At 70.7% G+C, this 26,514-nt stretch carries 19 protein-coding genes; 7 read left to right on the top strand and 12 right to left on the bottom strand.

Translation table 11 applies throughout. From position 1 onward, the window contains the following. Positions 1-11 precede the first annotated feature (11 nt). The 3 genes from HEP85_RS02455 (at position 12) to HEP85_RS02445 (ending at position 4,612) form a co-directional block, all read left to right on the top strand. Complete coding sequence (locus tag HEP85_RS02455; RefSeq protein WP_369657555.1) at positions 12-2,870, top strand: SpoIIE family protein phosphatase; 2,859 nt, start codon at positions 12-14, stop codon at positions 2,868-2,870. A gap of 147 nt (positions 2,871-3,017) precedes the next feature. Beyond that, entirely contained in the window at positions 3,018-4,016 is a 999-nt protein-coding gene (locus HEP85_RS02450) for a nitronate monooxygenase family protein (protein ID WP_168525769.1), read from the top strand. 245 nt (positions 4,017-4,261) lie between these two features. Continuing rightward, positions 4,262-4,612: a VOC family protein gene (locus HEP85_RS02445; RefSeq protein ID WP_168525767.1), complete on the top strand. Its 351-nt coding sequence runs from the start codon at positions 4,262-4,264 to the stop codon at positions 4,610-4,612. Between the two features lie 252 nt (positions 4,613-4,864). Here the strand turns inward: HEP85_RS02445 and HEP85_RS02440 are convergent, their stop codons facing one another. The 3 genes from HEP85_RS02440 to HEP85_RS02430 all read right to left on the bottom strand — a co-directional run bounded on the left by HEP85_RS02440 (position 4,865) and on the right by HEP85_RS02430 (position 9,544). Beyond that, positions 4,865-6,514, bottom strand: a complete 1,650-nt coding sequence (locus HEP85_RS02440) for an alkaline phosphatase (RefSeq protein WP_168525765.1) — start codon at positions 6,512-6,514, stop codon at positions 4,865-4,867. A 518-nt stretch (positions 6,515-7,032) separates the two neighbouring features. After that, complete coding sequence (locus HEP85_RS02435) at positions 7,033-8,676, bottom strand: peptidoglycan-binding protein (RefSeq protein WP_168525763.1); 1,644 nt, start codon at positions 8,674-8,676, stop codon at positions 7,033-7,035. Positions 8,677-9,097: 421 nt separating this feature from the next. Next, the gene (locus HEP85_RS02430; RefSeq protein ID WP_329284700.1) at positions 9,098-9,544 is read right to left on the bottom strand and encodes a peptidoglycan-binding protein; all 447 of its coding nucleotides are present in this window, start codon (positions 9,542-9,544) and stop codon (positions 9,098-9,100) included. A gap of 261 nt (positions 9,545-9,805) precedes the next feature. Between HEP85_RS02430 and HEP85_RS02425 the strand changes: the two genes are divergently transcribed. After that, on the top strand, positions 9,806-10,678 hold the full coding sequence (locus HEP85_RS02425) for a peptidoglycan-binding protein (RefSeq protein WP_168525754.1): 873 nt from the start codon (positions 9,806-9,808) through the stop codon (positions 10,676-10,678). Then, on the top strand, positions 10,675-11,631 hold the full coding sequence (locus tag HEP85_RS02420) for an XRE family transcriptional regulator (RefSeq protein WP_168525752.1): 957 nt from the start codon (positions 10,675-10,677) through the stop codon (positions 11,629-11,631). Before HEP85_RS02425 ends, HEP85_RS02420 begins: the two co-directional genes overlap by 4 nt. Before the next feature lie 221 nt (positions 11,632-11,852). On the opposite strand, the gene HEP85_RS02415 is transcribed toward HEP85_RS02420, so the two are convergent. From HEP85_RS02415 to HEP85_RS02400, 4 genes are all read right to left on the bottom strand, one after another. Next, positions 11,853-12,719: a carbohydrate ABC transporter permease gene (locus HEP85_RS02415; RefSeq protein ID WP_168525750.1), complete on the bottom strand. Its 867-nt coding sequence runs from the start codon at positions 12,717-12,719 to the stop codon at positions 11,853-11,855. Positions 12,720-12,730: 11 nt separating this feature from the next. Beyond that, positions 12,731-13,678, bottom strand: a complete 948-nt coding sequence (locus HEP85_RS02410; protein ID WP_168525748.1) for a carbohydrate ABC transporter permease — start codon at positions 13,676-13,678, stop codon at positions 12,731-12,733. A gap of 12 nt (positions 13,679-13,690) precedes the next feature. Then, positions 13,691-15,034, bottom strand: a complete 1,344-nt coding sequence (locus HEP85_RS02405; RefSeq protein ID WP_248001801.1) for an extracellular solute-binding protein — start codon at positions 15,032-15,034, stop codon at positions 13,691-13,693. 392 nt (positions 15,035-15,426) lie between these two features. Continuing rightward, the gene (locus HEP85_RS02400; protein WP_248001800.1) at positions 15,427-16,491 is read right to left on the bottom strand and encodes a LacI family DNA-binding transcriptional regulator; all 1,065 of its coding nucleotides are present in this window, start codon (positions 16,489-16,491) and stop codon (positions 15,427-15,429) included. Between the two features lie 215 nt (positions 16,492-16,706). On the opposite strand from HEP85_RS02400, the gene HEP85_RS02395 reads away from it, so the two are divergent. Beyond that, complete coding sequence (locus tag HEP85_RS02395; RefSeq protein ID WP_168525746.1) at positions 16,707-18,560, top strand: glycoside hydrolase family 2 protein; 1,854 nt, start codon at positions 16,707-16,709, stop codon at positions 18,558-18,560. Between the two features lie 168 nt (positions 18,561-18,728). Here HEP85_RS02395 and HEP85_RS02390 read toward each other — a convergent pair whose 3' ends face one another. From HEP85_RS02390 to HEP85_RS02370, 5 genes are all read right to left on the bottom strand, one after another. Next, entirely contained in the window at positions 18,729-19,607 is an 879-nt protein-coding gene (locus HEP85_RS02390; protein WP_168525744.1) for a geranyl diphosphate 2-C-methyltransferase, read from the bottom strand. Positions 19,608-19,622: 15 nt separating this feature from the next. Further along, complete coding sequence (locus HEP85_RS02385) at positions 19,623-20,876, bottom strand: family 2 encapsulin nanocompartment cargo protein terpene cyclase (RefSeq protein WP_369657554.1); 1,254 nt, start codon at positions 20,874-20,876, stop codon at positions 19,623-19,625. 69 nt (positions 20,877-20,945) lie between these two features. Continuing rightward, on the bottom strand, positions 20,946-22,358 hold the full coding sequence (locus tag HEP85_RS02380) for a family 2B encapsulin nanocompartment shell protein (RefSeq protein WP_168525742.1): 1,413 nt from the start codon (positions 22,356-22,358) through the stop codon (positions 20,946-20,948). A 673-nt stretch (positions 22,359-23,031) separates the two neighbouring features. Further along, positions 23,032-23,184: a hypothetical protein gene (locus tag HEP85_RS02375; protein WP_168525740.1), complete on the bottom strand. Its 153-nt coding sequence runs from the start codon at positions 23,182-23,184 to the stop codon at positions 23,032-23,034. 136 nt (positions 23,185-23,320) lie between these two features. Next, entirely contained in the window at positions 23,321-24,589 is a 1,269-nt protein-coding gene (locus HEP85_RS02370; RefSeq protein WP_168525738.1) for a cytochrome P450, read from the bottom strand. 222 nt (positions 24,590-24,811) lie between these two features. On the opposite strand from HEP85_RS02370, the gene HEP85_RS02365 reads away from it, so the two are divergent. Continuing rightward, positions 24,812-26,509 carry an FAD-dependent monooxygenase gene (locus tag HEP85_RS02365; RefSeq protein ID WP_168525736.1) on the top strand — a complete coding sequence of 566 codons (1,698 nt, stop codon included), beginning with the start codon at positions 24,812-24,814 and terminating at the stop codon, positions 26,507-26,509. Positions 26,510-26,514: the final 5 nt, after the last annotated feature.

Here is a 26,514-nt window from a genome sequence, read left to right as displayed (position 1 = left end):
ACCATGGCTGTATGCCTCGGGCAGTCAACAGGTCCCGGACGCCGCTCAGCCTGATCGGACGCAGGTTTCCCGGGCGGCGCGAACGTCTGGACCAGGGCGCTGATCCCGACCCGGACCCGGCCGCTCCCCGGCGAGGCCGCCTCAGCCTGCTCCCGCACAGCATCGCCGGACAGATGCTCGCGCTGGCCGTGACCATCGCGGTGCTGCTGATAGCCGCCGCGACCACGGTCCTGGTGCTGCAGGACCGGAAGGAGGCCACGCAGGAGGCCCGTACGCGCGCGCTCGCGGTCGCCGAGACCTTCGCCCACTCCCCGGCCGTACTGGACGCGCTGAAGTCCGCCAGTCCGAGCACCACTCTGCAACCGCTGGCCGAGGCCACCCGCCGCGACGCCCGGGTCGCCTACATCGTGGTGACCAACCCCAAGGGCATCCGGTACAGCCACCCGGACCCCCGCGCGATCGGCCTGCCCTCCAACGCCACCGTGTGGCCCGCCACTGCGGGCCACACCTTCACCGACAAGGTCATCGGCAGGAGCCTTCACTCGCCGTCGATCCGCGCGGTGGTTCCCGTCTTCGACGCGGGCCACAGCGTAGTGGGCACCGTCATGACCGGCGTGCCGGTCGCCAGCGTGGTTCACCAGGTCAACGGCCAGCTGCCGCCCCTGCTCGGGTCCGCCGGCGTCGCGCTCGCCCTGTCCATGGGAGGGATCGCCTGGCTGAGCAAGCGGCTGCGCCGGCAGACCCACGGCCTCGGGCCCACCGAGATCACACGCATGTACGAGCACCACGACGCGGTGCTGCACGCGGTCCGCGAAGGTGTCCTCATCGCCGACCACGAGCGCCGCCTGCTGCTGGCCAACGACGAGGCGCACCGGCTGCTCGGTCTGCCGCCCGACGTCCAGGGGCGTCACGCGGGCGATCTCGCCCTCGGCCCCGCACTCACCCGGATGCTCACCTCCGGCCGGGTCGCCACCGACGAGGTCCACCCCGCCGGGGACCGCCTGCTGGCCGTGAACCAGCAGCCCACCGTGTGGAACGGCCGCGTGCTGGGCACGGTCACCACCCTGCGCGACACCACCGAACTGCGCTCCCTGGCCGGTCAGGCCGACGTCGCCCGCGAGCGCCTGCGACTGCTCTACGACGCCGGCATGACCATCGGTACGACCCTCGACGTGGGCCGGATCGCCGAGGAACTGGTCGCCGCCGTCGTGCCGCGGTTCGCCGACCACGCGGTCGTGGACCTCTCGGACGCGGTGCTGCACGGGGAGGAACCACCCGGCGACGGCACCGGGCCGCTGTGCCGCGCGGCACAGGCGCCCCTCCCCGGCACTCCCTCGTCACGCGCCGTGGGGGACCTCGTCCGCTTCCCTCCCTCCTCGCCGCAGGCCCGAAGCCTCAAGGCCCAAAGACCCGTGGCCGAACCGGACCCGGCCGGGGAGCCCGTCGCCTACCCCCACCGCACCCCGGGCCCGCTCACGTCCCCCGACCTCCCCGACCACGCGATGATCGCCGTACCGCTGCGCGCGCGAGGCGCGGTGCTCGGCTTGGTGAGTCTCTTCCGCGCGACGACGTCCGGATCCGGCGGTCACAGCCCCTTCGACACCGAGGACCTGTCACTCGCCGAGGAGCTGGTCAACCACACGGCCGTCTGCATCGACAACGCCCGGCGCTACGCCCGCGAACACGCCACCGCCGTCTCGCTCCAGCGCAGCCTGCTGCCGCACGGGCTGCCCGAACAGAACGCCGTCGACGCGGCGTCCCGCTATCTGCCCGGGCAGGCGACGACGGCCGGCGGCTGGTTCGACGTCATCCCGCTCTCCAGCGCGCGCGTCGCGCTCGTCGCGGGTGACGTGACCGGGCACGGCCTGCACGCCGCCGTCGCCATGGGCCGCCTGCGCACCGCCGTCCACAATTTCTCGGACCTGGATCTGGTACCCGAGGAACTCATGGCCCGCCTCGACGATCTGGTCATCCGCCTCGACCGCGACGAGGGGCGTCCGGCCGGTGGCGAGCAGCGGCCCGGCCCCGCCGGGGACGCGGACGGTTCCGTGCTCACCGGGGCCACCTGCCTGTACGTGGTCTACGACCCGGTCCGCAGGCAGTGCGTCATGGCCAGGGCCGGTCATCCCCTGCCCGTCCTGATCCTCCCGGACGGCACCGCCGACTTCCCTCGCGTACGGGACTGCCCGGCCCTGGGCCTGGGGGGTCAGCCCTTCGAGAGCCTCACCGTCGACGTCCCGGAGAACAGCCGGCTCGTCCTGTACACGGACGGCCTGCTCAAGCACCACAACCCGGAGCCGGCCACCGGGCAGGAGTGGCTGCGGCAGGTACTCGCCCGTCCAGGCCGGTCACCGCAGGAGACCTGCGACGCCGTGCTCGACGCCCTGGTGCCCGACCGGCTCGGCCACCCCGGGGACGACATCGCCCTCCTGGTGGCACGTACACGCGCCCTGGACGACGAACACCTCGCCCGCTGGGACGTCCCCGCGGACCCCGCGACGGTCGCCGGGACACGCGCGGCGGTCGAACGCCGGCTCACCGATTGGGGGCTGGACGACACGGTGTTCACCACGGAACTGATCCTCAGCGAACTGATCACCAACGCCATCCGGTACGCCTCGCCGCCCATCGAGCTGCGCCTGCTGCGGGACCGCACCCTCATCTGCGAGGTCTCCGACGCCGGCAGCACCTCACCCCACGTGCGGCGCGCGGCCACCACGGACGAGGGCGGCCGCGGCCTCTTCCTCATCTCCCAGCTCACCCAGCGCTGGGGCACCCGTTACACCCCACGCGGCAAGGTGGTCTGGACGGAACAGAGCCTGCCGACCGGGGAGGAGCAAGAAGGCCTCGGGCGCGCGGCGAACCCGTAGTCGCGTGACGCGCCCGCCCATCCGCGGGCTGGTGTGGGCCCGTTGACGACTCCGGCGTCCTGGGGGGCGGAATCAGAAGGAAGGGGAAAAGGAAGGGGAAGGGGAAGGGGATGGCCCGCACGCGGGCAGCGGACCGATGATGCGGGTATGGCGTTGTCGACGGATTTCACGCGGTTGTGCGGAGTGCGGCACCCGATCGCGCTGGCACCGATGGGCGGGACGGCCGGTGGCGAACTGGCCTCGGCCGTCTCCCGCGGCGGTGGCCTCGGGCTGCTGGGCGCCGGGAGCGGGGACCTGACGTGGCTGCGGCGCGAGCTGCCGATCGTCGCGTCGGGAAGCCACGAACCCTGGGGTGTCGGGTTCCTGGCCTGGGCGGCCGAGGCGGGAGCGGTGGAGTGCGCGCTGGAGTATGGCCCCAGCGCGGTCATGCTGTCCTTCGGGGATCCGAGCCCGTTCGTGGAGAGGATCCGGCGGGCGGGCGCGGTGCTGATCATCCAGGCCACCGATCTGGAGGAGGCGAGGCGCGCCGTGGACCTGGGCGCCGATGTCGTCGTGGCGCAGGGGACCGAGAGCGGTGGTCACGGCGCCCGGCGCGGGCGGTCCACGATGGCGTTCGTCCCGGTCGTGGTGGATCTCGCGGGACCGGTGCCGGTGCTGGCGGCGGGCGGGATCGCCGACGGCAGGGGAGTGGCCGCGGCTCTGGCCCTCGGGGCGGCCGGAGCGCTCATCGGTACCCGGTTCCAGGCCGCCGCGGAATCCCTGGCCGATCCCTCGGTCACCAGGGCGATCGTCGAAGGACGCGGGCAGGACACCGAGCGCAGCGGCGTGCTGGACATCGTCCGTGGCTCTCGCTGGCCGTCGAAGTACACCGCACGCACGCTGGCCCATCCCTGGCTGGGCCGGTGGCGCGGCCGTGAAGCCGAGCTCGCCGCCGACGCCCGGGCCGCTCAGGACTACCGTGACGACGTGGCCCGAGGTGCCGTGCCGCCGTTGCCCGTCTGGGCCGGCGAGGGTGTCGACCTGATCACCGACCTGCCCTCCGCGGCCGGTCTCGTCCACACCCTGGCCGTGCAGGCCGAAGACGCGCTGACGCGGGCGGGACGGGGTGCGGCCGGCCAGGAGCCGCCGGTTCCTCGGCATACGTGACGACGGCTGCCGGTTCCGCGCCCGCTGCGGTTCCGGGGTGAGCAAGGGCTTGTGACACCCGAGCGCATGACGTCCTCGCGAGCGCGTCGCCACGGGGCCGAAGGACGCACATGAAACGCTCCGGCGAGCCCGCCTGGAACTCTGTGGTCGTGTCGTCGAATTCAGTCGAAGGTGTCCTTGGAACCGAGTGTGCCAGGATGCCGGGGGGACACGACCGCCGGCAAGTTGACGGGCAGGAGCCAACCGTGATCAACGGTGCACATGTCATCCTCTACAGCCAGGACGCCGAGGCGGACCGCGCCTTCATCCGTGACGTCCTCGGCTTTCCCGGCGTCGACGCGGGCGGCGGCTGGCTCGTCTTCAAGCTGCCCCCGGCCGAGGTGGCCGTGCACCCGACCGACGGCCCGCCCCAGCACGAGTTGTTCCTGATGTGCGACGACCTGGATTCTCAGCTCGGCGAGTTCCGCGCGCGGGGCATCGAGATCACCCGCCCGGTCAGCGAACAGCGCTGGGGCAGACTCACTGCGATCCGGCTGCCCAGCGGCGCCGAACTCCCTCTGTACGAACCGCTGCACCCCGTCGCCCACAGTCTGTGACCGCACAGCACTCGGTTCACGTGACGAACCGGGATCGACCTGACCGCGGGAGAGGGCGTAGGGGGCGGCGCAGGTCGGGTGGTGGTCGGCGGGTGCGGGTGCGGGGCGTCGGCGCCGTCGTCGACCAGGTCCCCGGCGGTGGGCCGCTGATCGTCACGGAGACGGGCACCGAGGTGGGCGGCCGGGCCGAACGGCACGAGACCCCGGGGACACCCCCCGGGGTCTCGCCGCGTACAGCGACCTGTCAGAGGATCAGGCGGGCGTGAGCCCTGGGTTGCCGGCCTCTGTGACGAAGGAGGCGGCCGTGGTGATGGGGGCGCCCGGCGTGGTCACCGCGGACACCGTCTTGAAGTCGGCGCGCGCCGCGTCCTTGCCGAGGGTCACCAAGGCATAGCCGCGGCGGCCGTTGTAGAACTTCAGGTGCGGGTTGGCCTGCATGTAGGTGGCCCAGTTGGACGGCTTGTCGGAACCGTCCTTGCCGCTGGTGATCGAGCTGGTGACGATCTCGGTGCCGAGGGTCTTCGAGGCCGGGTCGTCGAAGTCCTTCTTGATGTCGAAGCCGTAGTGGACGTGGACGTCACCCGTGAGGACGACGAGGTTGTCCCGGCCGGCGGACTCCCAGCCGTCGAGGAGGCGCTGCCGGGAAGCGGAGTAGCCGTCCCAGGAGTCCATGGAGACCTTGAAGCCCGGTGTCGTGCGGTCCTTGCGCTGGGCGAAGGTGACCTGCTGGGGAACGACGTTCCAGGTCGCCTTCGAGCTGCGCCAGCCGTCGATGAGCCAGCGCTCCTGGGTGGCGCCCGTCAGCGTGCGGGCCGGATCCTGCGACTCCGGTCCCGGGACCTGCCAGCCGTCGCCGTACGCCTGGTCGGAGCGGTACTGGCGGGTGTCGAGGATGTCGAACTGGGCGAGCCGCCCGAACTGCAGACGCCGGTAGAGCTGAGCGTCAGGGCCGTGCGGGAGCTGTCGGCGCCGCAGGGGCTGGTTCTCCCAGTACGCGCGGTAGGCGGAGGCCCGCCGAAGCAGGAACTCCTCCGGGGGCACATCGTTCTCGGGGGTGTCGTCCGCGTAGTTGTTCTCCGTCTCGTGGTCGTCCCAGGTGACCACGAACGGGTGTGCCGCGTGGGCCGCCATCAGATCGGGGTCGGACTTGTAGAGGGCGTACCGGAGCCGGTAGTCCTCCAGCGTGAGGGTCTCCCGGTTGAAGATCTCGGGCAGAACGCGGTCGGTGTAGGCGCGGGCGCCTCCGGCCGCGGTCACCGCGTACTCGTAAAGGTAGTCACCGAGGTGGAAGACCGCGTCGAGGTCCTCGTCGGCCAGGTGGCGGTAGGCGGTGAAGTAGCCGTCGTGGTAAGCCTGGCAGGACACCGCCGCCAGGCGCAGTTCGGTCAGCCGGGCGCCCTTCGACGGGGCGGTGCGGGTTCGGCCCACGGGGCTGACCCACTGGCCCACGCGGAACCGGTAGTAGAGGACGCGGTCGGCGTCCAGGCCGCCCACCTCGACGTGCACGGCGTGGTTGTACTCCGGGTGCGCGTCGACGGTGCCGCGCTTGGTGATGCGGGTGAAGCGCTCGTCGTGGGCGAGTTCCCAGCGGACCTTGAAACGCTTCGGGGGCAGGCCGCTGCCGCTCTCGTAAGGGCGGGGGGCGAGCCGGGTCCACAGCAGCACCGAATCGGGCATCGGGTCGCCCGAGGCCACACCCAGCGTGAAGGGGTTCTCGGTGATCTGCACAGAGCTTGCCTCGGCCGCCGCGGCGGTGCCGCCGAGGGGGATGTTCGCGGCGAAGGCCAGTGTCGCCGCCGCCCCGGTGACGGTCAGGAAGCGGCGTCGGTCCAAGCGGCGTACGGCGTCGCGCAGTTCGGGGGAGTGGTGCCCGGACGGAGAAGCTGATGCGGAAGGCTGCATGTGCGTGCGCAATCCCTGACGTGCGAAGTACGGCCGTGAGGCCCGGTTGGTGGTGCCAGGGCATTGCAGTGGTGCGGGACGGCGTGCAGTTGCCGGATGGTTGGCGCGCCCATGTATGGCGGGTAACTGTTGATCTTCTCCGTCCTCCAGGGACCCGCCTTCACGGTTCGCGCACGAATCCGCCATGCCCGGGAGGGGGTTTGTTCGGCGCGGTGTACCCCGTCGTCGACGGCATCGGCCACACCAACTGGCGCTCCATCCTTGGGCCGGCCGCGCTCCACTCCTGCCGGCGCGGCCGGAACAAGTCCGCCAGGGGAAGGTGATGAGGCGCCCCTCGCAGCCGTCGGTCGGGCTGGAGAGGCCGCGGAGGTGAGCCGCATTGCCGACGATACGGCGGTCCGGGCGCCGATCCGTCGCATCTCCGGGGCGTTCGACGCCCGCGGAAGCAGCTCCCGCGTCCGGAGTCCTGGGGAGTCCGGACCCGGGAGCTGCCTGCCGGGAACCTCCGGCGGGGCCGCTCAGCGGACCCGGATGAAGACCACGTCGTAACCGCTGTTCGTGGCACGGGACTTGACGTACACCCCGTCGCTGCCGCCGTTGGGGTTGCCCGTGTTGCCCTCGACCGTGGTGAAGGACGACCCGGACACCGTCCGCACGATGCCTATGTGCTCGTTGCCGCCGGTGAAGTCGCTTCCGCCGTCCCAGTCGAAGGCCACGATGTCACCCGGCTGCGGGCTGGTCGTCACCGACAGGTGGTAGTTGCCGGCCCGCGCCTGCTTGACCCAGCCCGAGACATAGGAGTTGCGGTAGGAGCTGGCCCCGGTCTGCTTGGCCACCCAGCTCACGAAGGTCGCGCACCAGGCGTAGTTGCTGGTGGACAGCGAAAGACCCACGGCCGAGCCGTAACTGTTCGCGCGGGCACTGCCCTCGACCGTGCCCACCTCGGCCGCGGCCACGTCGAGGATCTTGCCGTAGCCGCCGCCGGGCGGGGGCGACGACGGCGGGGTGACCGCCCCGTACAGTGCGGCCTTGGTGTTCGGCCCCGCATGGCCGTCGACCGAGAGACCCTTCTCGGCCTGGAAGTCCCTGACGGCGCTGTCGGTGAGCGCACCGAAGTCGCCGTCGACGGCGAGGTCGGCACCGTGGTGGTTGAGCAGGCTCTGCAGTTCGGTGACGCAGCCGCTGCGCTGCCCCTTGACGATCTCGTTCGGGCACGAGGCGGAGTTCAGGTTGATCGGCGCCGGCGCGCCGTTGCCGCCACCGCCGCCGATGTTCGAGTACAGGGCGGCTTTGGTGTTCGGGCCGACCTCGCCGTCGGCGGTGAGGCCGCTCGCGGACTGGAACGCCTTCACGGCCGTCAGGGTCAGGGGGCCGAAGCTGCCGTCGACGCCGACGCTCTGGCCCTTGCCGTTCAGCAGGGACTGGAGCGTGGCGACGCAACCGCCGCTCTGCCCCTCCACGATGTTCTCCGGGCAGGAACTCGACCTCAGGTCCAGGCCCGTCGACGGTGACTCGTCGGTGTCGTACAGCGCCCGCTTGGTGTTGGTGCCGACCTGGCCGTCCGCCGTGAGGCCGTAGGACGACTGAAAGCTGCGGACGGCACTCGCGGTTCCGGCGCCGAAGTCGCCGTCCACGTCCACCGCGTAGCCGTGGTGACGCAGCAGCCGCTGGAGCTCGGTGACGCATCCGCCCTTGTCGCCCTGGACGATGTTCGCGGGGCACGAGGAGGACTGGAGGTTGATCGGGGCGGGCGCCGAACCTCCGGTCGCGTACAGCTTGCTCTTGGTCGCGGGTCCCACCCGCCCGTCCACGGCGATCGCGGTGGCGGCCTGGTACTCACGGACCGCGTAGAGCGTGCTCGGCCCGAACTGACCGTCCACCACCAGACCGGCGCCGTGCGCGTTGAGCAGGTTCTGCAACTCCGTGACGCAGCCGCCCTCCTGGCCCTGCACGATCTCGTTGGGGCAGGACGTGGAGGTCAGCTTGATCGCGGGCGGCGCGGCCGCCGCCGGACCGGCACCGAGCACGATGCCGGCCGAGACCATCGCCGCGGTGGCGGCGAAAGTCCCGATTCTGATCCGCCACCCCGGCCCGGTGCGGTGCGCGTCCCGTTGGCGTGAGCCTTCGTCTTCGGCGCGAACGAGGAATGCGAGTCTTCCCATGGCGGCGAGGTTCTCCTTCGGTTTCCGGAGCGTCGTCCGACGCATCGTCGGGTGACGGACCGTCGTGCTCGTCCGGCGCGGGTGACGGGACGAGAGTGCTGCGTGGCGGGGGACGTCACCGTTACAGCCGCAATGCGGTCATGACGGGATGTCTCCCGCGCCGACCTGCTGGGACGTCGATTTGGGTGACCGCACGGCGGGACGACGGCGGCGGTCTGGCGGTCGATGTGGTCGCGAGAAGGAACCGCGCCTCCCGACGCGGTAGTTGTCCCCGGGCGTGATGGACCCGGTCCGGACGGGGAGCGAGAACACGCATCCGCGGCCCGTCCTTGCCGGGCAAGGACGGGCCGGGTCGGTCGCTCAACGGCTGGACCAGTCGGACCCGTCGGGCGGGTCGGACCGGTCGGGCGGGTCGGACCGGTCAGGCGGCGAAGCGCTTGAACGCCGCCCGCGTGCCCGCACCGGCGACGCCGTCGATCGCGCCCGTGTAGCCGTAGTCGTCAGCCAGCAGACGCTGGAGCGCCTTGATGGTGTTGGTGCCGGGGTCCCCGTCGATGGCGCCCGTGTATCCCCAGTACCTCGCGAGGCAGCGCTGGAAAGCCTTCCAACTGTTGGTGCCCAGCTGACCGTCGATGGAGTCCGTGTATCCCCAGTAGTCCGCGAGGAACTCCTGGACGTTCTTGGCCTCGGCCGTGGTCAGACCGAAGTTCTGCGTCGCGGCCGCCGAGGCGGGCTGTGCGGCCGCCGCCGTCCGCGCGGTGGTCGCGGTTGCCGCGTAACCGGTGCCCGCGGTCGCCACACTGCCGGCGGCGAGGCCGGCAACGGCGATGAGGCCGGCGATGGTCCTGCCCAGAGCGTTCGGTCGCATGCGTTCCTCTTTCGGTCGTGGGTCGGCACCTGTCCCGCCTGGCAGGCAGGTGGCGAGACCAAAGGTGAGGGCACTGGGGCGTGGCGGCTACGGCTGTGGCACAAGTGGCGGCCTTACGGGATGACCGCCCTGCTGACCTGCGACGACGGCGTTCGCTGGGACGGCTGTGTGGGACACCTGTGACAGATGTGATGGGCTCATGCAGAATGCGCAGCAGCGGAGGGGGCCGCTGTTCACGCCGATGACCGCATTGGGGGAAACATGCCGCGCTCCAAGCCGCTGCCCGCTGAACTCGATTCCTGCGCAAGGCAGTTGGTGGAACGGTTACGCCGGCTGAAGGACCACGGTGAGCTGACGATGCGGCAGCTCGCGGCCAAGACCGGCTACAGCGCCAAGTCGTGGGAGCGGTACTTGGGAGGTACGGCGCTGCCGCCCCAGGAGGCGGTGGAGGAACTGGCCCGGATCGCCGGCGCCGACCCCGTCCCCCTGCTGGCGTTGCACGAGATCGCCGCCGACACCTGGGACAGCCGCCGCGCCAGGCCCGTCCCACAGCCGCGGCCCGCCGCGCGAACGCAGCAAGGGCAGCGGCAGCAGGAGGGGGAAGAAAGACGGGTGCAGGAGCTGGAGCAGCCGGCAACGCAGACGGGGCCGCGTCCCGGGGCGCCGGACACGCCGCTCCAGCTCATGGCACCGCCCGGCCCCGGACCGGCCCCCGGCCGCTTTCCGCACATCGCTCTCACGGCAGGCGTCGTCGCCCTGGCCGTCGCCCTCTTGGCGGCGCTGCTGGTCATTCTGCGCCTCGACGAGGACGGCACCCCGGCGGACGTCGCCGCCCCGCCCCGCACCACCGCGGCCTCGCCGCCACCCTCGTACGCATGCCACATCGCCCGCGTCGACGGCCGCTGGTCGGCAGGCGTCAACAACGGCCGAGACACCGAGATCTCCTACGGGGCCACGGGCGCCGACGTCGCCGAGGCGCAGTGTCTGCTGCGCCGGGCAGGCATCTCACCCGGCGGGATCGACGGCATGTTCGGCCCGCTGACGCTGCGGGCGGTCAAAGCGTTCCAGCATCGCGCGGGCCTGGTCGCCGACGGCATGCTGGGGCCGCGCTCCTGGAAGGCGTTACGCGGATGACCTCAAGCGCACCTTCACCGCCGGGCGCCCGACTGGCCGCCGTGCTCAAGGAGTTGAAGCGGCGCACCGGTCTGAGCCTGGCACAGCTCGCGAACGCGACCACCTTCAGCAAGTCGTCCTGGGAGCGTTATCTCAACGGCAAGAGCCTGCCGCCCCGCAGCGCGGTCAAGGAGCTGTGCCGTCTGGCCGGCGAACCCGCCGACCACTCGTTGGCGCTCTTGGACATCGCCCGGACGGACCGGACGGACCACGCGGACCACGACGCCCACGCGGACCAGGCGGAGGACAGTGGAACGACGCGGGGAGCGCCGGCTGCTCGACAGCGCACCGGCACGCGAGCGGACACACCGACTTCGGCCCTCGCCACTGCCCCGCCCGACACCGGCCGAAGCGAGACGGTCCCGAGCGACGCCGGCCACATCCGCACCGGCCCGGCCGGGTACCGGCGCGCAACCGTCCTCACCGCCCTCGCGTCGGTCTGTGCGGTGGTTCTGGGAACGCTCGCGCTCATTCACCTTCCCTCACCGCAACGCAAGCAGGCATCACCGTCCCCCGCGGCCCCTCCGGCCACCCGGGCGCTCTGCCAGCACAGCGCCTGTGGGAACAAGGACCCGCTCACGATGAAATGCGCCGCCGACCCGTTGACCCTCGCCGAGCACGAGACCGCGACGGGCGCCTGGATCCAGATCCGCTACAGCCAGGAATGCGGCGCGAGTTGGGCCCGGATGTGGGGCGCGTCCGTGGACGACCGTGTCGAGATCCGGACGGGCGGCCGGGACGGCACCTTCCGCGGCGCCCGGGTCACCAGCCGAGGCGAGGCCGACACCTACGTCCACACCCCCATGAGCGTGGTGAGCCCGGGGACGTCCGTGCAAGCTTGCTTCAGCCCCGCGGCGGGCGGCGGGAAAGAATGCTTCGAGACCCGCGCGGACCAGGCCGTCTTCGCCCCTTGAGGCGTCAGGCGCCAGGCGTCCTGTCCGGCTCCACGACGTTGCACGGACACCGCCCGGCCGGGCATCCCGGAATCTCCGGACGGTCGACTCGGAGCGGTGCCAGGACAGTTGCGCCGCGACCGTTGAGTTCTTCGGCCGCGAACGCCGCCGCGGCGATGCCGTATCCCGGCCCGGTCTCCCGGGGTGGGACGTGGCACCGCCGCGGCGGCGGGTCGGGACCGTCACTTGATGCCCGTCGTGGCGATCCCCTGGACGATCTGCCGCTGGAAGACCAGGAAGACCGCGATGAGCGGGATGAAGCCGAGGACCGAGGAGGCCATGACCTCGGCGTACTGGGGACTACTGGGGTCCACCAGTGAGGCGAGGCCCACAGGGATGGTCTGGGACTTGGTCTGGCTGAGGACCAGCAGCGGCCACAGGAACGAGTTCCAGGAGCTGATGAAGGTGAGAATCGCGACCGTGGACACCGCCGGGCGGCAGATCGGCATGCAGACGTTGGCGTAGACGCGCCACCAGCTCGCGCCGTCGATGCGGGCCGCCTCGATCAGCGCCGTGGGGATGCCGCGGAAGAAGGAGTGGAAGACGAACACCGAGATCGGTGCCGCGACCGACGGCAGGACCAGCGCCCAGAACGTGCCGAGCAGGTGGAACGACCGGTACTCGATGAACTGCGGCAGCACCAGCGCCTCGGTCGGCAGCATCAGGCCGGCCGTGGCGACGGCCATGACCAGGCCACGGCCGCGGAAGCGCAGGAAGGCCAGCGCGAATCCCGCCATGGAGCAGAAGGCCACGGTGAAGATCACGGCGAGCACCGAGATCACCAGGCTGTTGAGGTACCAGGTGCCGATCGGATGGTTGTCCCAGGCGGTCGAGTACGCGTCCAGCGACCATCCGCCGGCGAAGATCGACGTGGGGCTCTGGGTGATGGACGCGTCGTCGCGCAGCGAGGTGATCAGTGCCCAGACGAAGGGCACCAGCCAGATCAGGGCGAACAGGGTCAGGCACACGGCGCAGAGCCGGTTGAAGAGCTTGGCGCCGTTGACCGCGCCCTTCGGTTCGGCGGGCCGCGGCTGGGTGATGGTGGTCATGGGTCCTCCGCTCAGGCCGCGCTGCTGGTCGCGCGACGGCGCCGCAGCCCGTACCAGGCCGCCGAGATCGCGACGATGATGACGAAATACACCATGGTGGCGGCAGCGCCGTAGCCACCCCGGTAGGCGGTGAAGCCGGTGTCGTAGATGTACTCGATGACCGGTCGGGTGGATTGGTTCGGTCCGCCGCCGAGCAGCTGGTAGATCTGGTCGAACACCTTCAGCGAGGCGAGGATCTGAAGGATCAGCACCAGGCTGGTGGTCCGGCCGAGCAGCGGCACCGTGATGTGGCGGATCTGCTGCCAGGGGCTCGCGCCGTCGATGGCCGCCGCCTCGTAGACGTCCGCGGGGACGTCCTGGATCGCTGCGGTGTAGAGGACGAAGTTGAAGCCGAACGTCCACCACACGGTCATCAGGACGACGGCGGTCCAGCCGCCCGAGGTGCTGCCGATGAAGTCCGGCACCGGCAGTCCGACGGCGCCGAACACCTTTGGTATGAGGCCGATCTGCGGGGTGTACATCCACAGGAAGACCAGGGTGACCACGGAGGACGGCACGACGTACGGCAGGAAGAAGGCGATGCGGTAGAAGAGCCGGCCGCGGCGGATGCGCGAGGCCAGGATGGCGACGCCCAGGGCGAGGATCACCAGCGGGGGAGTGGTCAGCAGCGTGAAGAGCACCGAGTGCCACATGCTCTCCCAGAAGAGGGAATCCCCGAGGACTTCGCGGTAGTTCGACAGGCCGACGAAGTCCCCGAGGCCGCTCTTGACGGTGGTGGTGTTGAAGAAGCTCAGCACCACGCCGACGAGCACCGGGCCGACCAGGAAGAGCAGGTAGACCACGAGGAAGGGGGCGGTGAGCAGCCTGCCCGCCCGGCGTTCGGAACGGGTGGGCCGGTCGGCGGCGAGGCCCGTCGGGGCTGCGGTGGGTGCCGGTCGCGTCGAGACGACGGTCGTCATGGTGACTGCCTCCTACTTCATCGTGACCGGCGGTCGGGACGTGGTGTACCGCTTCAGGGCGGAGCGCATCGCGGACGCCATGCCCTTGGGCGTGATCCGCCCGGTGAGGGCCTCGATGACGGTGCCGCCGATCACGCCCTGGAAGTCCGAGCCGGCGCCGGTGTACCAGGCCACCGGGTCGTACTGGGCGTTGAACGCGGCCTCGACGTAGTTGCGCTGCGGTGACTGGTCGAGGAACGCCTTGCTGTGCTGCGTCGGCAGCCAGGCCGGGATGTGCCCGCCCTCGGCCCACACCGCGCTGCTGTCGAGCAGGCTCTTGACGAACTTCGACGCGTTGCGGGTGCGGGTCTCGTCGCCGCGGTCGTTGCGCGGCAGGATCAGCGCGTGCGAGTCGGCGTACGCCACCGGCTTCGAGCCGAGCAGCGCCGGGAACGGCACCACGTTGAACTTCAGGTCCTTGACCGCCCGGTACGACGGGATCTGCCACTCGCCGTCGAAGAGGAAGCCGGACTTGCCCGTACTGAAGAGGGCGTTGGCACCGGCGCCGGTGAGGTTCTTCGGCATCAGGTTCGGGCCGGTCAGGCTCTGCATGAAGGCGACCGTCTCCTGCATCGCCTCGTCATCGATGTCGATCTTCGTCCCGGAGTCGGTGACGATCGGGCCGGCGAGGCCGGAGTAGATCATGCTGAAGAAGCGCCAGGCGGTGGACGGGTCGGCGGTGATCGACATGACCGCGCCGAACTGGGCGCCGCCCGCGTCCTTCATCGCCTTCACCGCGTCGACGAAGTCCTCCTTGCCCTTGAGAGGCACGAGACCGTCGCCTGCGGAGTTCAGCAGGCCCGCCTTGCGGGCGATGTCCACGTTGTAATAGAGGACGAAGGGGTGCGTGTCCAGCGGGACCGCGTACACCGTGCCGTCCACGGTGGCCTTCTTCCAGGCCGCCGGGGTGAACTTGTCCTGGGTGACACCCAGTTCCCCCAGGGGGGTCCGCTCGATCGGTTCCAGCAGGCCGGAGGCGGCCAGCAGCGGAAGTCGCGAGAGGTGGGTGATGCCGACGTCCGGCGGCGTGCCGCTCGCGGTGGCCAGTGCCAGCTTCGTGTAGTACGGATTGCCCCAGCCCAGGATGGTCGCCTCGACCGTCGTTCCCGGGTTGGCCTTCCGGAACGCCTTCTCCATCAGCACCATGTTGGCGCCGTCACCACCGGTGAAGAGGTTCCAGAAGATGACATCCGCCGTGTTCGGCTGCGAGCCCGTCAGGCCGGACGCGAGCGGGGAGGAGCACGCCGCGAGCCCTCCGGTCAGGGCAAGGCCACCGCTGAGGGCAAGAAACCGTCGGCGAGCCATCGCTCCGCTCATAGGGGTATTCACCTCGTTAATTCGATGTGAACTCGATGGCGCAGACCCTCGCACACGTTTTGCAACGATGCAATAGATCGATGGGAAGGAGTCCACCTGGCCACTGCCGCGCCCCCGCCGCCCTTCTCCCGTGACGCCGCCGAGCCCGGCTCCAGACCCCTGCGAGGCAGGTTCCGTGACGGCGCAGGGCGTGGTTCCGGGGCGGCGCACGCGCCTCGCCATGCCGGTCAGGGCTCGGATCACACTGCCTCACACCCTCACAAATCGGGCACCGTCGGGACGTGTGCGCGCCGCGCCCGACGCGCCGGAACCACCCTGCATCCGCCGGGCCGTCGTCCACCGCGACGGGGGTCACACAGCGACAGGCGTCACATCGCGCGCCGGGCGCCGGCTCACTCCGGCAGGGGCTCGCGGCGCGAGGACTCCCGGACGACCAGCCGGTACGGCGTGGTCTCCTGAGGGGCCGCCACGACCGCTCCCGCCTGCGCGTCCTCGCCCGACGCGGCGTCCTCGGGTCCTGTGGGGGGCCGCATCTGCTCCTCCAGCAGGGCCAGCGAGCGCTCCGCGATGGCGTCGAGGTCGGGGGCGACGGAGGTGAGCGGCGGGTGGGTGTAGGCCGACTCCTGGATGGCGTCGATGCCGACGACGGCGACGTCCTCGGGCACCCGCACCCCGGAGGCGTCCAGGGCCCGTAGCGCGCCGACGGCGAGCGCGTCGTTGAAGGCGAAGATGGCGTCGGGCAGCGGGCCGTCGCCCTCCAGCAGATCCCGAACGGCCGCGTAGCCCTGGTCCCTGGTCCAGTCCTCGACCGGTACGACCAGCCAGTTCACCCGCCGCACCCGGGCCGCCGACATCGCCTGCTCGTACCCCTCGGTGCGCTGGCGGCCGTTCTCGCTGCCGTTGCGGCCGAGCGCGACGATCCAGCGGCAGCCCTGCTCCAGCAGGTGCTCGACCGCGGTGCGGGCGGCCGCCACGTTGTCGATGCCGACCCGCGGGAACTGGTCGCCGACACTGTGCTCACCCAGCATGACCAGCGGAAAGTCCGGCCTCTTGGCGGCGATGTCGCTCGCCGGGAGGGTCAGGGCGCTCAGCAGCACACCGTCGGCGACGTTGGTCAGGCCGCCCTCGAGGATCCGCCGCTCCACCTCGCTGTCGCCCGCGGTCGACTCGACGAGCACCGTGATGTCGCGCCGGCCCGCGGCCCGGATGACGGCCTGGGCCAGCTCGGCGAAGTAGGGCTCGGCGAGGAACGGCACCGCGAGGGCGATGAAGCCCGTGCGGCCCGAGCGCAGGCCGCGGGCCAGGTAGTCCATGCGGTAGCCCAGCTCGTCGAGCGACCGCTGCACCTTGGCGCGCATGTCGGGGCTCACGTGCGAGTAGCCGTTGACCACGTTCGACACCGTCCGCACCGACACCCCGGCGTGCTCGGCCACGTCCCGCATCCGCACTCTGGCCACTGGGGCCTCCTTCCCGTCGTGCCGGCACTCGGAGCCTGCCGGTGGCCTGGATCGGGCGCCCGGCAGACTCCCAGAGTCTGCCGCACCGGGGAGCTCCGACTCACCGTCGCATCCCACCAGGCCTTGCATCGATGCAAACGATCACTCATGATGACAGGACTTCGATCGTGGAAACGCCTATGCCGGGAATTCCGGAAAAGGCAGGAGGAGGATCCGTGAGGGCGAGCGAGCAGGACGGGACGTATCCGAGGCCGATCCTGCGGCGGGAGCGGTGGCACAGTCTCGACGGCGTCTGGGAGTTCGGCTACGACGACGCCGGCGAGGGCGAGCGCGACGGGTGGTTCTCCGAGGAGGCGACGGGTGCGTTCGACCGGGACATCACCGTCCCGTTCCCGCCCGAGGCCCCCGCCTCCGGCATCGGCGAGACCGCCCCGCACGCGGTGGTCTGGTACCGCCGCCGCATACCCCACGAGGTTCTCGCCGTCAGCGGCGGCGACCGGGCGCTGGTGCACTTCGGAGCCGTCGACCACCGGGCCAAGGTCTGGCTGGACGGCAGGCTGGTGGCCGAGCACGTGGGCGGTCAGACGCCGTTCACCGCCGACGTGACCGACGCGCTGAGCCCCGGCGCCGCCGAGCACGTGCTCGTCGTCCGCGCCGAGGACGACCCGGCCGACCTGGCACAACCGCGCGGCAAGCAGGACTGGCAGGACCGGCCGCACGCGGTCTGGTACGAGCGGACCACCGGCATCTGGCAGACCGTGTGGACCGAGACCGTCGCGGGTCTGCACGTCACCGACCTGGCCTGGATCCCCGACCCGGCGCGCGGCGTCGAGGCCGAGGTCACCCTGGCCTCGGTGCCGGCCGCCCCGGTGAGCGTGGAGATCGTGCTGAGCCACGACGGCGAGGTGCTCGCTGAGTCCACCTCCGTGGTACGCACCCCACGCAGCCGCATCGACCTCGTCGTCCCCGCCCTGCGCAACGGCATCGACCGCGAGGACCTGCTGTGGAGCCCCGAGCGGCCCACGCTGATCGACGCGCGGCTGACCGTTCGCGACGCCACCACCTCCGAGGTGCTCGACACCGTCGACAGCTATGTCGGCCTGCGCAGCGCCGGCGTGGGCCGGGGCGCCTTCCTGCTCAACGACCGCCCCTACTACGTGCGTTCGGTGCTCAACCAGGGCTACCGCCCCGACACCCTGATCGCGAACTCCGGCACCGCCGAACTGCGCCGCGAGGTCGAGCTGATCAAGGCGATGGGCTTCAATGCGGTCCGTATCCACCAGAAGGCCGAGGACCCGCGCTTCCTGTACTGGGCCGACCGGCTCGGCCTGCTGGTGTGGGGCGAGACCGGGGCCGCGTACGAGTACGGCGCCGAGGCCGTGGAACTGCTCACCCGTGAGTGGCTGGACATGGTGCGGCGCGACCGGAGCCACCCCTCCATCGTCACCTGGGTGCCGGTCAACGAGAGCTGGGGCTGCTCCGACATCGCGAACGACCCGGCGCAGCGGGCCTACACGGTCGCGCTCGCGAATCTCACCCGCGCCCTGGACCCGACCCGCCCGGTCATGTCCAACGAGGGCTGGGAGCACACCGACAGCGACATCATGGGTGTGCACGACTACTCCTCCGACCCGGAGCTGCTCACCCGCCGCTACGGCGACGCCGCAGGGTTCGAGGCGCTGCTGGCCTCGCCGGGCCCGGCCGGACGGACCCTCTCGCTCGACGCGCGGCAGACGGAGCGCTACCGCCGCGGTGAAGTCCCCCTGATGGTCACCGAGTTCGGCGGTCTGTCCGTGGGCGCCGAGGAGGACGAGTTCTCCTACACGCGGACCAGCTCCGATACGCAGTACGCCGCCCTGCTCGGTGACATCTTCGGGGTGCTGCACACGAGCCCGATCGTCGCGGGCTTCTGCTACACGCAGTTCATGGACACCGCCCAGGAGACCAACGGCCTCCTCTACACGGACGGTTCGCCGAAGCTGCCGCTGGAGACGATCCGCCGCATCGTCACCGGCACCGAGACCGCCCCCGAGGAGAAGCCAGGGTCCCCGGCCCTGGCCGACCAGTAGTGCTTCGGCAGGCCCTTCCCCTCGGTGGTGATCGGAGCAAACGGCGGCGGGCCACGACCCAAAGGGCCGGGCGTCGGCCTGACCCTCTACCGAGTCCTGGACGTCCTGCAGGGCCCGCCGCGGTTCCGGGCACGTCACGTGACGTGCCCGGACCTGTCATGTGGTGGGTCAGACGCGGTCGGCCGCGATCAGGAGGTACTGGAAGGAGCCGTCCTGGTAGGAGTTGATGAACGCCGTCTCGATACCGGTGACCAGTGAGGACGTGGCACGCAGCTCCCAGTAGGGCAGCGTCTCGGGGGTCAGGTCGATGACGGCCTGCGGTACAAGTCGGTTGTTGGCCATGGCGCGGAGGTACTCCCGGCGGGAGTGGATGTTGCACTCGAAGTGGGCGTTGATCTGGGAGACCCACTTCGACGGCTGGCCGTAACGCGGGTTCCAGCAGCCGGTGATGGTCACGTAGCGGCCACCGACCGACAGGACGCGGGAGTGCTCGGCGAAGAGGTCCTCCAGGTCGACGTACATGCTCGACTCGTTGTTCCACGAGGCGGCGGCCTGTCCACTGTCGAGCGGAGTGTCGAGCATGTTGCACACGCGGGCACGGACGCGGTCCTCGATGCCGAGTTCCAGGGCGCGGCGGTTGGCGAACTCCGCCTGCTTGGCCGACAGGGTGACGCCCTCGACGTTGCACCCGAACCGCTGGTGGGCCATGACCATCGAGCCGCCGCGGCCGCAGCCGGCGTCCAGGAGGGTGTCGTCACGCCCGATGGGACCGAGGTGGTCCAAGAGGACTTCGGCCTGCGCCGACTCCAGGCGGTGCAGCTCGGAGACCAGCCTGCTCTCGTACCCGGCGTCATTGGTGTCCCCGAGGGCGGCGTGGTCGATGGCGCCGATGCCGTAGTGGTGGTGGTAGAGCCCGTCCACGTCGCCGAGACGCAGGTTGACGGGCCTCGCCTCGCCGTCCCAGTAGCGGGCGATGTCCCCTTGGTAGGGCGAGGCGGGGCCGGGGATGAACGTGGCTGTGCTGGTCGTGAGTTCGGTGCTGGTCATGGTGAATTCCGCTCCTTACCAAAAGTCGGGCAGGCTGTATCGATAGGTGTTGGACTGGTGCCAGTAGTGGTTGCCGTCGACCCACACGGCCACGCCTCGCAGGAAGCGCAGCACGCTCGGTACAGGGCAGGCGGCCGCCAGGGTGGCGGCTTCGGCTTCGAATGTGTGCATGAGGTCGTTGTGGATCTCGACTGCTTTCAGATAGCCGTCCCGGTCCGGGAGGCCCTCACGTTCGGCGATCACCACGGGCAGGTTCAGATGTCTGCCCGGGCTGTCGAGCTCCTTGGTGTAGGAGTAGAGGTCGTTCACGATGGTGGTGGCGTTCGAGGCGAGCGCGATGACCCGCTGCATGTCCGGCTGGGCATGCAGGTCCGCCGGCAGTTCGTAGCCGCCGATGGTGTCGGTGATCGTCGGGCAGGGACGGAAGTTGTTGAACTGGCGCATCGCCAGGTACTCCCAGACCTCGGGCACGTGATCCGCCTCGGACCACGCGGCCTCCGCGAGGTAGCCCAGGTGCAGACGTGCCATGTCGTGCCGGTACCGGTCGGCCTGCGAGGGAGTGGCCTGCTGGACGAAGTACGCCATGGCGGAGCGGTAGGCGCGCCGCGGCGCGTCCGACCGGAGCGACTCCGCCCACGGGTGCTCGTACTCCTGTGTCGTGAGCAGGGGGTCGAGAGCCGTGTGTGCCAGCAGCAGGCGACTGCCGAGCCCGACCGGTGAGCCGCCATGGTCCTCGCAGTAACAGTCGTCGAGCACGTTCTCCGCGACCATCAGCCGCGTAGCGATCATCAGGTGGTCGACCGTGGGAGCGTCGGGATGGCAGGCCACCATGTAGCGTCCGACGGAGAAGCCGTCGAACTGGTCCTCCCACTCCGGGGGGTAGGCCTGGACCTCGTCGACCGCCCACCTCTTGATCCTGCGGCTGACCTCCTCCACCCGAACCGGGTCCGGCTGCGTCACCGGGTGGTGGTAGAGGCCGGGGACCGGCGTGCCCTCCGCCGGCGCCTCGGGCTCCCCAGGTGTCGGTGGTCCCTCTCGCCGCGTCAGATACAGGCCGGCTGTGCCCAGCCCGCTGGGACCCCGCAGAATCCGTTCCAGGGCGGGGGCCGTCGGACCGACCACGGCATCGCCCTCCTCCCTGCTCCGCGGGACGAAGTCGCTGGGGGTGTCGCCGTCGGATTCGGAGTGGGTGAGGCGGGTGCGGGCCCCGACGAGGGCCATGGCGTCAGCCAGGCACGACTGCGCGGGGGAAGGCCCGGGCTCGGGCATCCTTAGCTCCTTGGTGAAAGGGGAGGGCCTCGCCAGGCCGGGAGACCACGGCAGGTGAACGCGAGCCTTCTAATGGCGGCTACGGGCGATCTGCACGTCCTCCAGCACGCCCAGCGCGTCGGGCAGCAGGATCGCGGCGGAGAAGTACGTGGTGACCAGGTACGAGAGGATCGCCTGCTCGTTGATGCCCATGAAGCGCACCGACAGCCCCGGCTCGTACTCCTCCGCCAGGCCGGTCTGACGCAGGCCGATGACGCCCTGGTTGTCCTCCCCGGTCCGCAGGGCGAGGATCGAGCTGGTGTTGTCCTCGCTGATGGGGATCTTGTTGCAGGGCAGGATGGGGACCCCGCGCCACCCCGGGACCTGCTGGCCGCCGAGGTCGACATGCTCCGGGTAGAGCCCGTAGGCGTTGAACTCGCGGCCGATCGCCGCGATCGTCCTGGGGTGGGCGAGGAAGAACTTGGTGCCGCGGCGCCGGCAGAGCAGATTGTCGAGGTCGTCCGGCGTGGGCGGCCCGGAGTGGCTCCGGATCCGCTGCTTGAAGGCGGCGTTGTGGAGCAGGCCGAACTCGCGGTTGTTGATCAGCTCGTGCTCCTGGCGCTCCCGCAACGCTTCGACGGTGAGCCGGAGTTGTTCCTCCGTCTGGTTCATCGGACCGTTGTAGAGATCGGCGATCCTTGAGTGGACACGCAGGATCGTCTGCACGACGGAGAGTTCGTACTCCCGCGGATGGAGTTCGTAGTCGACGAAGGTACTCGGCACCTCGGCTTCGCCGGTGTGACCGGCGGACATGGCGATCTCGGCCTCGCCGTGGTGGTTCTGCCGCCGGAGGGCCAGCGCGTCGAGATGCTGCAGATGGTTCCGCAGGCCGGGGGCCGAGGACAACACGGCCGCGAAGTCGGAGCGGGACAGGGTCAGCAGGGTACCCGCGGTCTGAGCGGTGACGGTGGAGTCCCACCTCGCGTCGGTGTCCACGAGGGCGTTCTCGCCGAAGTGGCCGCCGTCGGCGAGCACGGCGACCGTCACCTCGTCCCCGTACTTGCCGACGGACGTCTGACTCATCCGGCCGCGGGCGATCAGGTGGATCTGCTCGGCGGGGGTGCCACGACGGACCAGTACCTCGCCCGCTCGGAAGTCGCGTTGGACGCACCGGTCGGCGATCGCCGTCAGCACCTCGACGTCTTCGAAGCCGCGGAACAGGGCCAGCTCACCGAGTTGGCGGGGAATCACATGGACGTGGGCACCGTCCTGGACGAACTCGACGTGTCCGTCGCCGACGTGGTAGCTCAGCCGGCGGTTCACCCGGTAGGTGCCGCCCTTGGTCTCCACCCAGGGGAGCATCCGCAACAGCCACCGCGAGGTGATCTCCTGCATCTGCGGGGCGGACTTGGTCGTGGTGGCGAGGTTGCGGGCGGCCGCGGTGCCCAGGCTGGACTGCCGACGCGGCTCCAGCCCTGCTTCCGGGCTGGTCTCAACGGTCATCGAGCGAGATCTCCTTTGCGACGGCGTCGACCGGCGGATGAGCGCCGACCACTGCGTGCGGGAACAGGTGGATGAACCGCGGGGAATCCATCCAGATCCACCGGAACCGTAACGGCCGGTGCGCCCGACTTGCCCGTCGTGGCAATCGAGTTACCTCGATGCAGCGATCTTGCTCCGTGCCGGGTTTATCGGATATCCAGCGATATTCGGACAGCGCGCGCAAGATCCGGCCGCACTTGGCAGCGGCCCGCGCCCTTGTCGCCGCCGGCGCTCGACGACTGGTCATGGCGGGGAGCTCGGGGCAGGGGCCGAACCGGCGACCGGCGACGCGGACCGATCTCCATCGGGCCGCGGCCGTAGGCGCCGACCGGAGCGCGGCCTGAAACCGACAACAACTCGCGGACCACTCTGCGACGCAGGGCCCCATTGATGAACGGCCTGCTCGAATGGCACGCCCTGCAAAGCGAGTTGCCCGCCAGAGGCGAATCCACGGGCCCGCCGGTGGATTCGGGTGATCGTCGCAACGTTGCCAGCTCATGGTGGCAGGGTCGCGGCGCATGCTTGAGCTGATCACCCCCCCCCACGTGAGGGGACCACCGCGCGCGCAGCGCCGTAACCGCCGGCGGGGTCGCGGACCGGCCGCTGTCCGGCAGGGTCCCGGCCGGCAGGACGATCACCGGCGGACAGCCGCCCTCGCGTACGTGCGGCCCCAGTCCGGCACGCATCCGGCGAGCCACTCGGCCTCGGCCTCGGCCGCGGCGTCCAGGAGCCCGGCGGCATCCTGGACGACGGCCGGTCGATCGAACGGCGCGGTGGCCGCGCGCACCAGTGGAGCGCTGCCTGAGATGTTCGCCGTCGCCCGGCGCTGCGTGCGATGCGTGGCCCGGTGGTCGCACCCGGCCACGAGCCGGACCGCGACAGGTGGGCGTGAAGTTCGGCGACGCGCCCGGTCAGCGATGCGTTCAGTCGGCGATGCGCTCCGGGTCGAGGACCACGGGCAGCTCGGTGAGTCCGCGGAACGCCGGGAAGGGCACGGTCAGCCAGCGCACCTCGTGCGGGGGCACGGCCAGGGTGACCTCGGGATACCGGCGGAACAGCGTGGTGAGCGCGATCTGCATCTCCAGGCGGGCCAGCGGCGCCCCGATGCAGTAGTGGGGGCCGTGACCGAAGGACAGGTGGGCCTGGCCAGCGGTGCGCGTGACGTCGAGCCGGTCGGGCTCGGCGTACACCTCCGGGTCGCGGTTCGCGGAGGTGATGGCGATCTGGACGAGGGCCCCCTTGGGGATCACCACTCCGCGCATCGGGATGTCCTCGGTGGCGTGGCGGAAGGTGGAGCTCTCCACCGACCCCTCGAACCGCAGCATCTCCTCGATGGCCAGCTTCAGGGACTCGGGGCTCGCGAGGGCCGCGCGCTGCTGGTCCGGCTTCGAGAGCAGGTGGTACACGGCGTTGCCGATGAGGTACGCGCTGGTCTTGTGACCCGCGAAGAACAGGACCCACGCCGTCGAGACCAGCTCATGGTCCGTCAGAGCGCCGTCCTGGTCCTGAGCCGTGATGAGCGCGCTCATCAGGTCGTCGCCGGGCGTGCTGCGCTTGCGCGCCACGAGGTCGACCAGGAAGTCGCGCAGCTTTCCCTCGGCCTCCGCCAGCGCCTTCTTCCCCTCCGGGCCGAATCCGGTCTTGGCCACGGTCGTCGCCCACTGGTGGGCACGCTCGCGCTCGCCCTCCGGCACGCCGAGGAGTTCGCAGATGACCTGGAGCGGCAGCGGGAACGCGAAGTTCGTGAGCAGGTCGATGGACGCGTCGGTCGGACAGCGGTCCAACAGCTCTTCGGCGACCTGCTGCAGACGAGGGCGCAGCAACTCCACGCGGCGCGTGGTGAAGGCGCCCTGCACGATCCTCCGGAGCCGGGTGTGCTTCGGCGGGTCGGAGAACAGCATGTTGTCGTCGAGCGCGATGGAGGAGTCGCCGAAGATGCGGTGGTACGCGTCGAGGGCCCCGTACATGTCCTTGCTCAGCCGGGGGTCGGCCAGCGCCGCGCGCGCGTCGTCGTAACGGGTGATCAGATAGGTTTCCACGCCGTGCGGCGGCTGCAGCGGGCACACCGGGGCGGTCTTCCTCAACTCCGCGTACACGGGGTGCGGATTGGCCCGGAATTCGGGGGTGCATCGGGAGGCGGCGGCGGCGGGGTCCGCGGATCCGGCTTCGGTCTGCAGGGGTGTTTGCGTCATGGCCTCGACGGTTCCCGGTGGGCAGCCGCCAGCAAACGTCCTTAGCCCATCCGGTGCGGCGACGGGCCGCGGCGTCGCGATCGGAGCAACAAGAGGTGCGGGACCCGGGAAGCGGGCGAAGAGTTGATGCCGAATGGAAAGTCCCCGAGTCGCCGTTTCCCATGGTTGGGGCGTTCGGCTTCGGACGACCGACGATGACGACAGACGATAGGGGATCAGCCGATGAGCAGACGAGCCGTGGAATCGGTACCAGTTCTGGTGGTGGGCGGCTCACTGGTGGGCCTGTCCACGTCAGTCTTTCTCGGTCGCCTCGGCGTCGAGCACCTTCTCGTCGAGCGTCGCGCTGCGACGTCCACCCACCCCCGCGGCCGTGGGAACAACCTGCGCACCATGGAGCTGTTCCGGACCGCCGGCGTCGAGCCGGACATCCGCGCCGCGGCGGGCGCCCTGGCCGGAAACGACGGCGTCCTCCAGGTGAGCACGCTCTCCGGCGGCGACGGCCGGTGGATCGTCAAGGCCATCGACAAGGGTCCGTCCCTGTCGCGGATCACCTCCTCCGGCTGGTGCCTCTGCAGTCAGAACGACCTCGAGCCCGTCCTCCTGCGCCACGCCCGCTCCCTCGGCGGCGACATCCGCTTCGGCACCGAGCTGGTCGACTTCACCCAGGACGCCGAAGGGGTGCACGCGGAGGTAAGGGACCGTGACAGCGGCGAGACACGCATCGTGCACGCCCGGTACCTCGTGGCCGCCGACGGTCCCCGCAGCCCGGTGCGCGAGCGGCTGGGCATCACCCAGTCGGGACCGGGCGCGCTGTTCCACAACGTGAGCGTCACGTTCCGCAGCAAGAAGCTGCAGGACGTCGTCGGCGGCAGGCGCTTCGTCGTCTGCTATCTCACCGATTCCGCCGGAGAGGGTGCCCTGCTGCCGGTGGACAACCGCGAGCAGTGGGTCTTCCACGCCCCCTGGGCCCCGGACCGGGGCGAGACGCTGGACGACTTCACCGACGAGCGCATCCTCGCCCACATCCGCGCCGCGGCCGGCGTCCCCGACATCGACGTCGAGGTCACCGGCAAGGCTCCCTGGCACGCGGCGAACCGGGTGGCCGACAGCTATGGGGAGGGCCGGGTCTTCCTGGCCGGTGACTCGGCGCACGAGATGCCCCCCACCGGGGCTTTCGGCTCCAACACCGGTATCCAGGACGCCCACAACCTCGCCTGGAAGATCGCGGCCGCCCTGCGCGGCTGGGCCGGACCGGGGCTGCTCGACACCTACCAGACGGAACGTCGGCCGGTCGCGTTCGCGACGACCGCCCGCGCACTGTTCCAGGCCCGCGAGGAACAGCACCCGGGCTACACCCCGGAGAAGAAGCGCCCGGACGATCCGGCCGACGCGTTGACGGTGGCCCTGTGCTATCGCTACCCGTCGGGCGCCGTGGTCGGCGCCGAACCGGACGCCCCGATCGTGCCCGAGCTGTTCCAGTTGGGCGGCGCCCCCGGGAGCCGTGCCCCCCACCTGTGGGTGACCACCCGGGAGGGCCGGCGGATCTCCACCCTGGACCTCTACGAACGGTCCTTCGTCGTCCTCACGGGCCCCGGAGGCGAGGCCTGGCTCACTGCGGCCCGTGCTGTCACCGCAAGCCTGGGCATCCCCGTGGAGGGCTACGTCGTCGGCGCGGACCACGACCTGGTCCCCGAGGACGGGGCCGACTGGGCGGCGCTGCACGGCACCGCAGAGTCCGGTGCCGTCCTGGTCCGCCCCGACGGCTTCGTGGCCTGGCGGGCACCCAGGCTCGTACCGGACCCGGAACGGGCCCTCACGGACACCCTGATGACGGTGCTTCGCCGTGAGGCGCCCTCGAACACCGCGACTGAGACCGTGGCGGAGCAGCCGCTGGCGACGGCATCCGACGTGCGCGTCTGAGCGCC

The sequence above is a fragment of the Streptomyces sp. RPA4-2 genome, from assembly GCF_012273515.2.
Lineage (GTDB): Bacteria > Actinomycetota > Actinomycetes > Streptomycetales > Streptomycetaceae > Streptomyces > Streptomyces kaempferi.
Note: the sequence above shows the minus strand (reverse complement) of the source record. Positions and strands in the feature narration are given on the sequence as shown.

Excerpts from the sequence above, each read along its gene's own strand:
- HEP85_RS02365 (WP_168525736.1), top strand. The coding sequence starts at position 24,812 with ATGAGCAGACGAGCCGTGGAATCGGTACCAGTTCTGGTGGTGGGCGGC.
- HEP85_RS02415 (WP_168525750.1), bottom strand. The coding sequence starts at position 12,719 with ATGACCACCATCACCCAGCCGCGGCCCGCCGAACCGAAGGGCGCGGTC.
- HEP85_RS02455 (WP_369657555.1), top strand. The coding sequence starts at position 12 with ATGCCTCGGGCAGTCAACAGGTCCCGGACGCCGCTCAGCCTGATCGGA.
- HEP85_RS02410 (WP_168525748.1), bottom strand. The coding sequence starts at position 13,678 with ATGACGACCGTCGTCTCGACGCGACCGGCACCCACCGCAGCCCCGACG.
- HEP85_RS02435 (WP_168525763.1), bottom strand. The coding sequence starts at position 8,676 with ATGGGAAGACTCGCATTCCTCGTTCGCGCCGAAGACGAAGGCTCACGC.
- HEP85_RS02390 (WP_168525744.1), bottom strand. The coding sequence starts at position 19,607 with ATGACCAGCACCGAACTCACGACCAGCACAGCCACGTTCATCCCCGGC.
- HEP85_RS02440 (WP_168525765.1), bottom strand. The coding sequence starts at position 6,514 with ATGCAGCCTTCCGCATCAGCTTCTCCGTCCGGGCACCACTCCCCCGAA.
- HEP85_RS02405 (WP_248001801.1), bottom strand. The coding sequence starts at position 15,034 with ATGAGCGGAGCGATGGCTCGCCGACGGTTTCTTGCCCTCAGCGGTGGC.
- HEP85_RS02450 (WP_168525769.1), top strand. The coding sequence starts at position 3,018 with ATGGCGTTGTCGACGGATTTCACGCGGTTGTGCGGAGTGCGGCACCCG.
- HEP85_RS02385 (WP_369657554.1), bottom strand. The coding sequence starts at position 20,876 with ATGCCCGAGCCCGGGCCTTCCCCCGCGCAGTCGTGCCTGGCTGACGCC.
- HEP85_RS02430 (WP_329284700.1), bottom strand. The coding sequence starts at position 9,544 with ATGCGACCGAACGCTCTGGGCAGGACCATCGCCGGCCTCATCGCCGTT.
- HEP85_RS02420 (WP_168525752.1), top strand. The coding sequence starts at position 10,675 with ATGACCTCAAGCGCACCTTCACCGCCGGGCGCCCGACTGGCCGCCGTG.
- HEP85_RS02370 (WP_168525738.1), bottom strand. The coding sequence starts at position 24,589 with ATGACGCAAACACCCCTGCAGACCGAAGCCGGATCCGCGGACCCCGCC.
- HEP85_RS02380 (WP_168525742.1), bottom strand. The coding sequence starts at position 22,358 with ATGACCGTTGAGACCAGCCCGGAAGCAGGGCTGGAGCCGCGTCGGCAG.
- HEP85_RS02425 (WP_168525754.1), top strand. The coding sequence starts at position 9,806 with ATGCCGCGCTCCAAGCCGCTGCCCGCTGAACTCGATTCCTGCGCAAGG.